The 13,179-nt window shown below is 62.1% G+C and carries 11 protein-coding genes, 1 other RNA gene and 1 pseudogene; 4 read left to right on the forward strand and 9 right to left on the reverse strand.

Features of this window, described 5'->3' with window-relative positions:
- Nucleotides 1-2: 2 nt before the first annotated feature.
- The 3 genes from mraZ to rsmI form a co-directional block, all read right to left on the reverse strand.
- Nucleotides 3-458 carry a division/cell wall cluster transcriptional repressor MraZ gene (mraZ, locus tag BM279_RS12330; protein ID WP_013792660.1) on the reverse strand — a complete coding sequence of 152 codons (456 nt, stop codon included), beginning with the start codon at nucleotides 456-458 and terminating at the stop codon, nucleotides 3-5.
- Between the two features lie 302 nt (nucleotides 459-760).
- An RNA gene (gene rnpB, locus BM279_RS12335) (RNase P RNA component class A) lies at nucleotides 761-1,110 on the reverse strand.
- A 41-nt stretch (nucleotides 1,111-1,151) separates the two neighbouring features.
- Entirely contained in the window at nucleotides 1,152-2,024 is an 873-nt protein-coding gene (rsmI, locus tag BM279_RS12340; RefSeq protein WP_093504126.1) for a 16S rRNA (cytidine(1402)-2'-O)-methyltransferase, read from the reverse strand.
- A 196-nt stretch (nucleotides 2,025-2,220) separates the two neighbouring features.
- On the opposite strand from rsmI, the gene BM279_RS12345 reads away from it, so the two are divergent.
- From BM279_RS12345 to BM279_RS12360, 4 genes are all read left to right on the forward strand, one after another.
- Nucleotides 2,221-3,978 (forward strand): penicillin-binding protein activator, encoded by a 1,758-nt coding sequence (locus BM279_RS12345; protein WP_093504127.1) that lies wholly within the window; start codon nucleotides 2,221-2,223, stop codon nucleotides 3,976-3,978.
- Nucleotides 3,938-4,336, forward strand: coding sequence for a YraN family protein (locus tag BM279_RS12350; protein ID WP_093504283.1), 399 nt, complete (start codon nucleotides 3,938-3,940; stop codon nucleotides 4,334-4,336). Before BM279_RS12345 ends, BM279_RS12350 begins: the two co-directional genes overlap by 41 nt.
- Nucleotides 4,337-4,437: 101 nt before the next feature.
- On the forward strand, nucleotides 4,438-5,031 hold the full coding sequence (locus BM279_RS12355) for a phosphoheptose isomerase (RefSeq protein ID WP_013792664.1): 594 nt from the start codon (nucleotides 4,438-4,440) through the stop codon (nucleotides 5,029-5,031).
- On the forward strand, nucleotides 5,028-5,561 hold the full coding sequence (locus BM279_RS12360; RefSeq protein ID WP_093504128.1) for a BON domain-containing protein: 534 nt from the start codon (nucleotides 5,028-5,030) through the stop codon (nucleotides 5,559-5,561). Before BM279_RS12355 ends, BM279_RS12360 begins: the two co-directional genes overlap by 4 nt.
- A gap of 65 nt (nucleotides 5,562-5,626) precedes the next feature.
- On the opposite strand, the pseudogene BM279_RS12365 reads toward BM279_RS12360, so the two are convergent.
- The 6 genes and pseudogenes from BM279_RS12365 to infB form a co-directional block, all read right to left on the reverse strand.
- Nucleotides 5,627-6,379, reverse strand: a pseudogene (locus tag BM279_RS12365) (carbon-nitrogen hydrolase family protein).
- A 150-nt stretch (nucleotides 6,380-6,529) separates the two neighbouring features.
- Nucleotides 6,530-8,635, reverse strand: coding sequence for a polyribonucleotide nucleotidyltransferase (gene pnp / locus BM279_RS12370; RefSeq protein WP_093504129.1), 2,106 nt, complete (start codon nucleotides 8,633-8,635; stop codon nucleotides 6,530-6,532).
- Nucleotides 8,636-8,841: 206 nt separating this feature from the next.
- On the reverse strand, nucleotides 8,842-9,111 hold the full coding sequence (gene rpsO / locus BM279_RS12375) for a 30S ribosomal protein S15 (protein WP_042554902.1): 270 nt from the start codon (nucleotides 9,109-9,111) through the stop codon (nucleotides 8,842-8,844).
- Between the two features lie 139 nt (nucleotides 9,112-9,250).
- Nucleotides 9,251-10,168 carry a tRNA pseudouridine(55) synthase TruB gene (truB, locus tag BM279_RS12380; RefSeq protein ID WP_093504130.1) on the reverse strand — a complete coding sequence of 306 codons (918 nt, stop codon included), beginning with the start codon at nucleotides 10,166-10,168 and terminating at the stop codon, nucleotides 9,251-9,253.
- A gap of 4 nt (nucleotides 10,169-10,172) precedes the next feature.
- Complete coding sequence (gene rbfA / locus BM279_RS12385) at nucleotides 10,173-10,580, reverse strand: 30S ribosome-binding factor RbfA (protein WP_013792669.1); 408 nt, start codon at nucleotides 10,578-10,580, stop codon at nucleotides 10,173-10,175.
- A gap of 109 nt (nucleotides 10,581-10,689) precedes the next feature.
- Nucleotides 10,690-13,179 carry a translation initiation factor IF-2 gene (gene infB / locus BM279_RS12390; RefSeq protein WP_093504131.1) on the reverse strand — a complete coding sequence of 830 codons (2,490 nt, stop codon included), beginning with the start codon at nucleotides 13,177-13,179 and terminating at the stop codon, nucleotides 10,690-10,692.

The following is a 13,179-nucleotide window of genomic DNA, read 5'->3' on the forward strand; positions in this document are numbered from 1 at the left end:
GTTCACAGAATCAGGTCACGAAGGTCATCGGAAAGAGCACCCGGTTGTTTGATGGCGGCCAGATCGGCATCAGCCACGGCGTTCCAGGAATCCTCATCCCACAGTTGAAATTTATTGAGCTGCCCCACCAGCATCGCGCGCTTGTCCAGTTTGGCGTATTCGCGCAACCGCGGTGGAACCAGGAAACGACCGCTGCCATCCAGTTCGAGATCGACGGCATTACCAATCAGCAGACGTTGCAGGCGACGGTTCTCTTCACGGAAGGAGGCCAGTTCGCGCAGCTTGTTCTCGATGATTTCCCACTCCGGCAGCGGGTAGACACAAAGGCAGGGATCGATGGCGTCGATGGTGACGATGAGCTGGCCAGCCGAACGCGAAACGAGCTCATCCCGATACCGACTTGGCATCGCGAGCCGCCCCTTGGCGTCAAGACTTATGGCGTTAGCTCCGCGAAACACGATCGCGTTTCCCCTTTAATCAGCCATCCGCATCCAAAAAAACCCACTTCATGCCACTTTTTACCACCGGAGCACACTATAGGAACGCGCATACCCCACCGTCAAGGCGGGCCAGAACGGAAAATTCCTTATAGAACGGAGATTTAGCGAATAAATAAGAAGTGGGACGAGCGCCCAAAGCCGGAAAGATGGCTAAAAAACAACCACATACAAGAACCTACTCAACGAACTTAAAGTAGTTTGTTAAGAGTAAGATTTTTTCGGTATTAGAAATGAGGAGGAGAAGCAAAAACAGTAAGGAGGTGGAGAGTCGATCTATAAGCCGGGTTCTGTCGAGGACAGCCATTCCTCTACGACGTACATCACTGCACGTCTTTAGCAACCTACCCGGTTCCAGCGCGGGCCACGCCAATGGAACCCTATTTGGTCTTGCTCCGAGTGGGGTTTGCCTAGCCACGGACTGTTACCAGCCGTGCGGTGCGCTCTTACCGCACCTTTTCACCCTTACCGGCGCCGAAGCGCTTAGGCGGTTATTTTCTGTGGCACTTTCCGTAGGCTCACGCCTCCCAGGCATTACCTGGCACTCCGCCCTATGGAGCCCGGACTTTCCTCCCCCTTCCAGATGGAAGGCAGCGACTGTCCGATCGACTCTCCGCCGCGTAGGGTAACCGCTGGCGCACGCCTAGAACAAGGTCAACCGTCCTGCTGACGCTCCAAAGCTGCCTGATAGAGCAGGTTCTTACGCGCGCCGGTGATCTGCGCGGCCAGTGCTGCCGCACGCTTGAGCGGCATTTCGGCAAGCAGCAGATCGAGCACGCGCAGCGCCTCGACGCTTACCGCCGCCTCGTCTTCGGGCGCCTGCCAACCGGCAACCAGCACCACGCATTCGCCACGCTGCTGATTGGCATCGGCCGCCACCCACTCGCACAACTGCTCTAGCGGCATGCCCTGCAGGGTCTCGAACGTCTTGGTCAGCTCCCGGGCCAGCAGCGCCTGGCGCTCGCTGCCAAACACCTCGCGCATGTCCTGCAGGCACTCGAGGATGCGATGCGGCGCTTCATAGAAGATCAGCGTGCGCGGCTCCTCGCGAACCAGCTCGAGGCGGGCCCGCCGCCCGACCGTCTTGGCTGGCAGAAAGCCTTCGAAGACGAAGCGATCGGACGGCAGGCCGGCAGCCGACAGTGCCGCGATCAGTGCGCAGGCACCAGGCACCGGAACCACGCGAACCCCGGCGGCCCGGGCCTGGCGCACCAGGTGATAGCCCGGGTCGGAAATCAGCGGCGTGCCGGCATCGGAAATCAGCGCCACATCGTCTCCCGCCAGCAGGCGCTCGATGAACCGATTGCCTTCATCGCGCTCGTTGTGCTCATGGCAGGCCGCCAGCGGTGTACCGATACCGAAGTGCTGCATCAGGCGCGCCGAGTGCCGGGTGTCTTCAGCGGCGATCAGCGCCACATCGCCAAGCACCTTCAAGGCCCGGGCACTGAGATCGTCGAGATTGCCAATGGGCGTCGCCACCACGAACAGGGTGCCCGCGGCGCTTCGGGGTGCTTCATTAGCAGTCACGGCAATGCCTCTTTAAATAAGCGGAAAGCCGCCATTGTAACGCGAGCCAACCGCCAGGGCAGAACTGCACCACCAATACGGGCGCAATACGAGCGCCTGCGACCTCTGCGTACCGGTTAACACCTTCAGCGTCGCGCCAAGGCGGTGCCTTGGGTACAATCCGGCGTTCATTTGCTCAAGACCCGGAATCGCTTACATGATTGCCTGCCTGCGTCCGCTCTCTGCACTCTGCCTAGCCGGCCTGCTCGTTGCCTGCAGCAGCTCGCCCTCCTCGAACCTTGGCGAACTGCCGCGCACACCCCAGGCCAGCGTGGAGCAGATGCTCCAGAAAGCCGGCACCAGCCAGAACGAAGAGGCCCAACTGCTGCGCCTGTCGGCCGCCGACCTGGCTGCCAAGCAGGGCAACACGCAACGCGCCGAAAGCATTCTCGGGCAGGTCGACCTGCAACTGCTCAAACCGGCGCAGCAGATCTATGCCAGCACCCTCAAGGCCGAACTGGCCCTGATGCGCAACGACGCCAAGGCCGCCCTCGCCGCCCTGAACCACCCCAGCCTGGAGCGCCTCGGCGAACTGCCGGTCGAACAGCAGACCCGCACCCAGCTGGCCCGCGCCAACGCGCTGGAAAAGGACGGCCAGGTTCTCGCCGCCGCCCGCGAGCGCGTATTCATCGCCCCGCTGTTGAGCGGCGACGAAGCGCAGCGCAATCAGGACCATATCTGGAGCCTGGTCTCCAGCCTGCCGACCGAGCCTGCTGCGACCGCCGATGACGCAGACTTGGCTGGCTGGCTGTCGCTGGCCCAGGTGGCGAAAACCGTCGGCACGCTCAAACAGCAACAGGACGCCATCGACAACTGGCTGGCCCAGCACCCCAACCACCCGGCCGCCCAGCAGCTGCCCAAGGCCCTCGCCGACCTGCGCGCCCTGTCCAGCAAGCCGCTGGAAAAGATCGCCCTGCTGCTGCCCCAGGAAGGCCAGCTGGCTTCGGTGTCGCGTGCCCTGCGTGACGGTTTCCTGGCCGCACACTACCAAGCCCAGCAAGCTGGTGAGAAGCCGCCGCAGATCCAGTTTTACGACAGCGCCCGCCTCAGCTCGCTGGACGACTTTTATCGCCAGGCCCAGGCTGACGGCGTAGAGCTGGTGATCGGCCCGCTGGAGAAGAACCTGGTTACCCAGCTGGGCAACCGCGATCAGCTGCCGATCACCACCCTGGCCCTGAATTATGCCGATCCAAGCGCCAAGAACCCGGCCCAGCTGTTCCAGTTCGGCCTGGCCGCCGAAGACGAAGCCCGTGAAGTCGCCCGCCGCGCCTGGGCCGATGGCAAGCGCAGTGCCGTCGCGCTGGTACCCAAGGGCGATTGGGGCAACCGCGTGCTGGATGCCTTCCGCCAGAGTTGGCAAGCCGCCGGCGGCACCTTCCTGGGCGCCGAGCAGATTGATCAGCCGGTGGACATGGCCAGCCAGGTCGCCCGCCTGATGCAGGTAAACGGCACTTCGCGCCGTCAGGACGTGGATTTCATCTTCCTCGCCGCCACACCGCAACAGGCCCAGCAGATCAAACCGACCCTGGCCTACCAATATGCCGGCGACGTACCGGTGTACGCCACCTCGCATCTGTTCAGCGGCAGCATGAGCGCAGCCCAGTACCGCGACCTGGACGGCATACGCTTCTGCGAAACCCCGTGGCTGCTGGATGCCAACGACCCGCTGCGCCAGCAGGTCAACAGCCAGTGGCCGCAGGCCGGTGGCAGCCTGGGCCGGCTGTACGCCATGGGCGTCGACGCCTTCCGCCTGGCACCGCGCCTGGATCAGCTCAAGACCCTGCCCGACAGCCGCGTCGAAGGCCTGTCCGGCAACCTGAGCCTGGGCGCCTCGCAGCGCGTCGAGCGTCAGCTGCCCTGGGCACAATTCAGCAATGGCCAGGTTCAGCGCCTGCCCGACGCCAACATTGAGTGACGATCCGCGCCATGTCAGCGGGCGAGCGGCCGAAGCCCTCGCCCGCGAGCATCTGCAAGACCATGGCCTGCGCCTGATAGAGCAGAACTGGCGCGGCAAGCGCGGCGAACTCGATCTGGTCATGCTCGATGGCGATACAGTAGTATTCGCCGAAGTGCGCTACCGCAAGCACAGCGCCTGGGGTGGCGCGGTGGAAAGCGTCGACTGGCGCAAGCGTGACAAACTGATCGCCACCGCTACGCAATTTCTGCAACAGGAGAAGCGCTGGGCCAAACATCCCTGCCGTTTCGATGTCATAGCCGTAGGCCATGGCACACCCGCATCACTGCAATGGATCAGAAACGCCTTCGACAGTTGAAGCACTTGCTCGCTGAGATGCCCTGATTCACCGCCCTTTCCAACGACAGCGCCACGCGCCCAGCGGCCGCGGCCTCGTTATAGTCAAGGTCAAAGCTCTACATGGACATGCAAGCCCGTATTCGCCAGCTGTTTCAAGCCAGCATCGAAACCAAGCACCACGCCATGGAGGTGCTGCCTCCGTTCATCGAGCACGCCAGCCAGGTGATGGTTCAGGCGCTGCTCAGCGAGGGCAAGATTCTCTCCTGCGGCAATGGTGGCTCGGCCGGCGATGCGCAGCACTTTTCTTCGGAGCTGCTCAACCGCTTCGAGCGCGAGCGCCCCAGCCTGCCGGCGATCGCCCTGACTACCGACAGCTCGACGATCACCTCGATCGCCAACGATTACAGCTATAACGAAGTCTTTTCCAAGCAGATCCGCGCCCTGGGTCAACCCGGCGACGTGCTGCTGGCCATATCCACCAGCGGCAACTCCGCCAACGTCATTCAAGCCATCCAGGCTGCCCATGACCGGGAAATGACCGTGGTCGCCCTGACTGGCCGCGACGGCGGCGGCATGGCCTCGCTGCTGCTGCCCGAAGATGTCGAAATTCGCGTGCCGTCGAAGGTCACGGCGCGCATTCAGGAAGTCCATCTATTGGCCATCCACTGCTTGTGCGACCTTATCGACAGTCAACTGTTTGGGAGTGAAGAATGACCCGTTCACCACTGATCTTCGCCGCCTTGGCATTGAGCTTGATCTTGGGCGGTTGCGGCAGCCGCAGCATTGGCAACAAGATCGACGACCAGTTCGTCGGCCCGGATGTGGCCAACGCCATCAGCCGCGCTCACGCCGACCTTGCCAGCCCCACCTCGCACATCGTGGTGACCAGCTACAACGGCGTGATTCTGCTTGCCGGGCAAACGCCCCGCGCTGAACTGAAATCTACCGCCGAGCAGGCCGCCCGCCGCGTTCAGGGCGTACGTAAGGTACATAACGAGCTGCAGGTACAGCAGCCTAGCTCACTCTTGGCACGTAGCAACGACTCGCTGCTGACCACCAAGATCAAGACCCAGATGCTCGCCGACAGCGGCGTGCCGGGCAGCCGCGTCAAGGTGATCACCGAAAACGGCATCGTCTACCTGCTCGGCGTGGTCAGCCGCCAGGAGGCCAACGCGGCCAGCAACGTGGTGCAGAACACCTCGGGCGTGCAGAAAGTCATCAAGCTGTTCCAGTACACCGACTGACCGCCACACCCCATAAAAAACGCCAGCTAGGCCGAGCCTGACTGGCGTTTTTTATGCCTGACGGTTCAGCAGGCCAGCACGATATCGCGCCCGTGCCAGCCATCGGCCTGCCTGGATATGACCAGCAGACGATTGCACGTGCCGGCTGTTGCGGCAACGCAGCGCCCCTGCTCATCCCAGAATGCGCTACGCCCGGCTGCCGCCCAACCACCCGTCGGTCCACCGTGATTGACCATCAGCACAGCCATGCCATGACGCTACGCATACCCCTGCAGCAATGCACTGTCATGGGTGTAGCCGCCCTCGCCGATCAGCACACTGGAGGCGTAAATTTGCGCGCCACGCTCAGCGGCCTGAGCCGGATGCTCAGCGCGGCTGAAGTCGGCGCATACCGACAAGGCCACTGCCCGATCATCGATACACAGCAACTCGCCGCCGGCCCCCGGACAGAAGAACACCTCCTCTCCCGCATGCAGGTGCTGCTTGGTGTATACGCCCAGAGAACCGTCGCCTTTGAGGACACAGGCCGCGATTTGCGGTTTGTCGAGACCAGGCACACGTAGCGGAACACCGACTACCGTGGTCATCTCCGCCTCCCTGGCCATACTGCGCAAAGGGTCGAACAGGCCGCTGTCAGGCCCCTGCGCCAGGCCACATGCCAAGGTCGGCTCGTATCCCGTTAGCGATAACTCAGGAAAAACCAGCAACCTGGCACCCTGCTCAGCGGCGTGCTGCATGAAACGTATATGCATGGCCAGATTGGCCTCGAGATCGCCAGCGCGAACCACACACTGGGCAGCAACCATAACGGATGCCATAGGCTTCTCCAGAAAAAGCGCCACCTTATCCCAGCCGCTGGTTTCAACACAGCAGAATGCCAAGAGAAGCCGGCCAGCCAGACGACGGATAATAAAAAAGCCAGTCAGGTCACCCTGACTGGCTTTCTCGTTACGCGACTTCAGCCCGGATCAGACACCCGAGGCCTTGGCGGCGGCGACGTCCTTGATGGACAGCTTGATACGGCCGCGGTTGTCCACGTCCAGCACCAGCACTTCTACTTCCTGACCTTCCTTGAGGATGTCAGTGACCTTCTCTACGCGCGCATCGCTGAGCATGGAGATGTGCACCAGACCGTCCTTGCCCGGCAGGATGTTGACGAAGGCGCCGAAGTCGACGATGCGCTCAACCTTGCCGACGTAGATCTTGCCGATCTCGGCCTCGGCGGTGATCGCAAGTACGCGCTGCTTGGCAGCGTCGGCGGCTTCCTTGGTTTCGCCAAAGATCTTGATCGAGCCGTCGTCTTCGATGTCGATCGAGGCTTTGGTCTCTTCGCAGATGGCGCGGATGGTGGCGCCGCCCTTGCCGATGACGTCACGGATCTTGTCCTGATCGATCTTCATCGCCAGCATGGTCGGGGCGTTGGCCGACAGCTCGCTGCGCGACTGGGCGATCACCTGGTTCATCTGGCCGAGGATGTTCAGGCGCGCTTCCAGGGCCTGATTCAGGGCGATCTCCATGATCTCTTCGGTGATGCCCTGGATCTTGATGTCCATCTGCAGCGCGGTGACGCCATTGGCGGTACCAGCTACCTTGAAGTCCATGTCGCCCAGGTGGTCTTCGTCACCGAGGATGTCGGTCAGAACGGCGAATTTCTCGCCTTCCTTGACCAGACCCATGGCGATACCGGCAACCGGCGCCTTCATCGGTACACCCGCGTCCATCAGCGCCAGGGAAGCGCCGCAAACGGAGGCCATGGAGGACGAACCGTTGGATTCGGTGATCTCCGAGACGATACGGATGGTGTACGGGAACTCGTCAGCGCTCGGCAGCATGGCAGCAACGCCACGACGAGCCAGACGACCGTGACCGATCTCACGACGACCAGTGGCGCCCATGCGACCACACTCGCCCACCGAGTAGGGCGGGAAGTTGTAGTGCAGCATGAAGGGGTCTTTCTTCTCGCCTTCGAGGGTGTCGAGCAGCTGTGCGTCGCGGGCGGTACCGAGGGTGGCCACGACCAGCGCCTGGGTTTCGCCACGGGTGAACAGGGCCGAACCGTGGGTCTTGTCCAGCACACCGACTTCGATGTTCAGGCCACGTACGGTACGGGTGTCACGACCATCGATACGCGGCTTGCCGTTGACGATGTTCTCGCGCACGGTGCGGTATTCGATTTCGCCGAAGGCGTCTTTGACTTCGCCAGCGCTCGGCTGACCTTCCTCACCAGAGAACTTGGCAACCACCTGGTCACGCAGCTCGCCCAGGCGCGCATAGCGATCCTGTTTGATGATGATGGTGTAGGCGTCGGAGATCGCGGCACCGAACTCGGCGCGGATGGCGTCCAGCAGGCTGGTGTTGGCAGCAGCAGGCTGCCAGTCCCAACGCGGCTTGCCCGCTTCGGCGGCCAGCTCGGTAACGGCCTGGATAACGGCCTGGAATTCGTCATGGGCGAACAGCACGGCACCCAGCATCTGGTCTTCGGTCAGCTCTTTGGCTTCGGATTCGACCATCAGTACGGCGTCTTTGGTGCCGGCCACGACCATGTCCAGGCTCGACGCCTTGAGCTGCTCGTAGTTCGGGTTCAGCAGGTAGCCGGTCTCGGGGTGATAGGCAACACGGGCGGCACCGATGGGGCCGTCGAACGGAATGCCGGAGATGGCCAGGGCAGCGGAGGTGCCGATCATCGCAGCGATGTCCGGATCGGTCTTCTTGCTGGTGGAGACCACGGTGCAAATGACCTGCACTTCGTTCTGGAAGCCTTCCGGGAACAGCGGGCGGATCGGACGATCGATCAGGCGCGAGGTCAGGGTTTCCTTCTCGCTCGGGCGCGCTTCACGCTTGAAGAAGCCGCCAGGGATCTTGCCGGCTGCGTAGGTCTTTTCCTGGTAGTGCACGGACAGCGGGAAGAAGCCTTTGCTCGGGTCAGCCGACTTGGCGCCTACCACGGTGACCAGCACGGTTACGTCGTTGTCGACGGTGACCAGCACGGCGCCGGAGGCCTGACGGGCGATACGGCCAGTCTCGAGGGTTACGGTCGACTGACCGAATTGAAATTTCTTGATTACCGGGTTCACGGTGTTTTCCTTCTCTCTGTTGCCTTTGGGGAAACGGTTTCTTGCGAATTCGTGGGCAATCGCTTCGGGAGTCGGCCCGGCGCTGTCCTGAGATGAAGCGACTTAAGGCTTCGGTACGGCGTAAAACGGATGAAGCATAAACGCAAAAGCTGGAAGCGGGGCGAGCCCACTTCCAGCTTTTGCGGTCAACGACGACTAAGCATTGCTTAGCGACGCAGACCCAGGCGACCGATCAGGGCGCTGTAACGGCTGGTGTCCTTACCCTTCAGGTAGTCCAGCAGCTTGCGGCGCTGGTTGACCATACGGATCAGGCCACGACGCGAGTGGTGGTCTTTGCCGTTGGCCTTGAAGTGGCCTTGCAGCTTGTTGATGTTGGCGGACAGCAGAGCAACCTGGACTTCCGGGCTACCGGTATCGCCTTCAGCTTGCTTGTAGTCGTTAACGATCTGGGCTTTTTCTTCAACGCTGAGTGCCATGTGGGCATCCTCTCATCTGGAGACAGTCGCAAGGGCAGTCTCAATAGGCCGGGAATCGCTTCCCGTGTTTTAAAAGGAGGTATGACCGTGCCTATTGACAGCCACCCTCGTTACGAACCGCCGAAACGGTTCGCCACGGTCACGCGGACCGAATCAGACGACGCGGCGCAATGCGCCCGTCTTCGCTCACTTCACCGATACCGATGAAGCGACCATTGTGATCTTGCACCCGAACCATGCCGAACTTCGGCGCGTCCGCGGCGCGAACCGGCTGCCCTTGCAGCCAATAGAACGAACTGTGCTCCGAAAAGCTCAGCAGCGGCCAATGCTCCAGCCCGCTGTCCACCGGCAGCAGGAAGCGATCGACGGCTTCGTTGCCACCCTCTTCATGGGCCTGCAGCAGTTCATCCAGACTGACGCTCTGGGACAGGTCGAACGGGCCGGCCTTGGTACGGCGCAGCTCGGTGACATGGGCACCACAGCCCAGCAGATGCCCGATATCCTCGACCAGCGTACGGATATAGGTACCTTTACTGCAGTCCACCGCCAGGCTCGCCTTGTCGGCCGCGCTGCTCAGCAACTCCAGGCGCGCAATAGTAACAGAACGCGCCTCGCGCTCCACTACTTCTCCGGCACGCGCAAGTTTGTACAACGGCTGGCCATCGCGCTTGAGCGCCGAATACATCGGCGGCACCTGGCGGATGTCACCGCGAAAACGCGGCAGCAGCGCCTCGATGTCCGAAGCTTCGACATTCACTTCGCGGCGCTCGATCACCTCACCCTCGGCATCGGCCGTGGTGGTGGTCACGCCGAGCTGCATGACCGTCTCATAGCCCTTGTCGGCATCGAGCAGGTACTGGGAGAACTTGGTCGCCTCGCCGAAGCACAACGGCAGCACACCGGTGGCCAGCGGATCGAGGCTACCGGTGTGCCCGGCCTTCTCGGCATTGAGCAACCAGCGCACCTTCTGCAACGCCGCGTTGGAGCTGAAGCCCTTGGGCTTGTCGAGCAGGATGATGCCGTCGACCTTGCGACGAATACGTTTAACCTGGGCCACGCGCTTACTCCTTGGCCTCGGTGTCGCTGTCAACGTGCTTGCTGTCCTCGGTCACCGCACGCTCGATCAGCGCCGACAACTGGGCACCACGCACGATGCTTTCATCGTAATGGAAACGCAGGTGCGGCACGCTGCGCAGCTTCATCGCCTTGCCCAGCTGCATGCGCAGGAAACCACTGGCGTCGTTCAGCACCTTGAGGCTCTGCGCAATGGGGTCGGAACCCTCCTGCGGCTCGGCGCCCATGACGGTGACGAACACCTTGGCATGGCTGGCGTCACGGCTGACATCGACCGCGGTAACGGTGACCAGGCCACCCAGCCGCGGGTCTTTGACTTCGGTACGAATCAGCTGCGCCAATTCGCGTTGAATCTGGTCGCCGATACGCTGGGCACGGCTGTAGTCTTTTGCCATCGTTGCTACCTTCCACTCGTCTCGCTGCCTGCAAAAGCAGCGGACTCAAAAGCGGCAAACGCCCGGCCGCGCAGATGCGGGGCCGGGCGTTGCGTGTTGCGACTCGCGATTACAGGCTGCGAGCCACCTGGACTTTCTCGAACACTTCGATCTTGTCGCCGACCTTGACGTCGTTGTAGCTCTTCACGGCAATACCGCACTCCATGCCGTTACGCACTTCGGCCATATCGTCCTTGAAGCGACGCAGGGACTCCAGCTCGCCTTCGAAGATCACCACGTCGTCGCGCAGTACGCGGATCGGACGGTTACGGTAAACCGTACCCTCGACCACCATACAACCGGCGACCGCACCGAACTTCGGCGAACGGAATACGTCGCGCACTTCGGCGATACCGAGGATGTTCTCGCGAACGTCGCTGCCGAGCATACCGGTGAGCGCCTTCTTGACGTCCTCGATGATGTCGTAGATGACGTTGTAGTAGCGCATGTCCAGGCCTTCGGCCTCGACGATCTTGCGCGCACCAGCGTCAGCACGGACGTTGAAGCCGAACAGCACGGCGTTCGACGCCAGGGCCAGGTTGGCATCGGACTCGGTGATACCACCGACGCCGCCACCGACCACGCGCACCTGCACTTCGTCGTTGCCCAGGGTGCTGAGCGAGCCCTGCAGTGCCTCGAGAGAACCACGCACATCGGACTTGAGAACGATGTTGAGGGTTTTCTTCTCTTCCTGGCCCATGCTCTCGAAGATGTTCTCCAGCTTGCCGGCGTGGGCACGAGCCAGTTTCACTTCGCGGAACTTGCCCTGACGGAACAGCGCAACCTCACGAGCCTTCTTCTCGTCGGCGACGACGGTCATGTCGTCGCCGGCTTCAGGCGTGCCGTCCAGGCCGAGAATCTCGACCGGGATGGACGGGCCGGCTTCCTTAACAGGCTTGCCATTTTCGTCCAGCATGGCGCGGATGCGGCCGTAGTTGGAGCCGACCAGCACCATGTCGCCCTGGCGCAGCGTACCGTCCTGGACCAGAACGGTGGCTACAGGGCCGCGGCCCTTGTCCAGACGCGATTCGACGACCACGCCACGGCCAGGCGCCGTCGGCATGGCCTTGAGTTCGAGCACTTCGGCCTGCAGCAGAACTGCTTCGAGCAGTTCGTCCACGCCTGTACCCATCTTGGCCGAGACGTGCACGTAGGGTGCGTCGCCGCCCCACTCTTCCGGAATCACGTCGAGTGCGGCCAGGCCGTTCTTGATGTTGTCCGGGTTGGCATCGGGCTTGTCGATCTTGTTAACCGCGACCACGATCGGCACGCCAGCCGCTTTCGCGTGCTGAACCGCTTCCTGGGTCTGCGGCATCACGCCGTCATCGGCCGCCACCACGAGGATGACGATGTCGGTAGCCTTGGCACCACGGGCGCGCATCTGAGTGAACGCAGCGTGACCAGGGGTATCGAGGAAGGTCACCATGCCGCGCTCGGTTTCCACGTGGTAGGCACCAATATGCTGCGTGATACCACCGGCTTCACCGGACGCGACCTTGGCACGACGAATGTAGTCGAGCAGCGAGGTCTTACCATGGTCGACGTGACCCATTACGGTCACCACCGGCGCACGGGAAATCGCCTCACCTTCGAACTTCAGGGACTCGGCCAACTGCTCTTCGAGCGCGTTGTCGCTGACCAGCTTGACTTTGTGGCCGAGCTCTTCGGCGACCAGCTGAGCGGTCTCCTGGTCCAGCACCTGGTTGATGGTGGCAGGCGTGCCCATCTTGAACATGAACTTGATGACTTCAGCAGCCTTCACCGACATCTGTTGGGCCAGTTCGCCCACGGTGATGGTCTCGCCGATCGACACTTCACGCACCACCGGGCCGGCCGGAGCCTGGAAGCCATGCTGGTTGCGCTTCTTGAGCTTGGACTTGCCACGGCCACCGCGACGGAAGCCATCGCTCTCTTCGTCGATGGTACGCGGCGCCACACGTGGAGCAGGTGCCTTTTCCTTGACGGTCGGGCGGTGCTGAGTGGTCTTGCGCTCACCACCACGACGATCGGCATCGTCGCTACGTGCCTTATCGGGACGACGTGGCTCTTCTTTCTTGCGCTCCTCGACAACCGGGGCAACTGGCGCATCGACAGTGGCCGGAGCCGCAGTCGCTTCGACAGCGCGCTCAGCCGGGGCTGCAGCCGTCTGACGCTTGGCTTCTTCTTCGGCCTGGCGCTTGGCTTCTTCCTCGGCCTTCAGGCGAGCAGCTTCCGCCGCAGCACGTTGCTCTTCGAGCTCGCGCTGTTTCTCGGCTTCGATCTCTTCGTTGCTGCGCTTGACGAAGGTCTTCTTCTTACGCACTTCAACGCTGATGGTCTTGCTACCAGCAACCCGGAGGGTGCTGGTGGTCTTGCGCTGCAAGGTAATCTTGCGCGGTTCCTCGGCTTTCTTGTCGCCGTGGCTGCTCTTCAGGTGAGCAAGCAGGGCCTGCTTTTCGTTATCGGTGACAACTTGCTCGGCACTGCTGTGCGGCAAACCCGCCTCTCGCATCTGCTGCAGCAGGCGCTCTACCGGTGTGTCGACCACTTGGGCCAGTTCTTTCACCGTGACTTGCGTCAT

The sequence above is a fragment of the Phytopseudomonas straminea genome (assembly GCF_900112645.1).
In the GTDB taxonomy this organism is placed as follows: Bacteria; Pseudomonadota; Gammaproteobacteria; order Pseudomonadales; family Pseudomonadaceae; genus Aquipseudomonas; species Aquipseudomonas straminea.

What these genes read in the sequence shown, in the direction of transcription:
- BM279_RS12360 (WP_093504128.1), top strand. Translation starts at nt 5,028, where the DNA reads ATGACCCGTTCACCACTGATCTTCGCCGCCTTGGCATTGAGCTTGATC.
- BM279_RS12345 (WP_093504127.1), top strand. Translation starts at nt 2,221, where the DNA reads ATGATTGCCTGCCTGCGTCCGCTCTCTGCACTCTGCCTAGCCGGCCTG.
- BM279_RS12355 (WP_013792664.1), top strand. Translation starts at nt 4,438, where the DNA reads ATGGACATGCAAGCCCGTATTCGCCAGCTGTTTCAAGCCAGCATCGAA.
- BM279_RS12350 (WP_093504283.1), top strand. Translation starts at nt 3,938, where the DNA reads ATGGCCAGGTTCAGCGCCTGCCCGACGCCAACATTGAGTGACGATCCG.
- rbfA (WP_013792669.1), bottom strand. Translation starts at nt 10,580, where the DNA reads ATGGCAAAAGACTACAGCCGTGCCCAGCGTATCGGCGACCAGATTCAA.
- rpsO (WP_042554902.1), bottom strand. Translation starts at nt 9,111, where the DNA reads ATGGCACTCAGCGTTGAAGAAAAAGCCCAGATCGTTAACGACTACAAG.
- infB (WP_093504131.1), bottom strand. Translation starts at nt 13,179, where the DNA reads ATGACGCAAGTCACGGTGAAAGAACTGGCCCAAGTGGTCGACACACCG.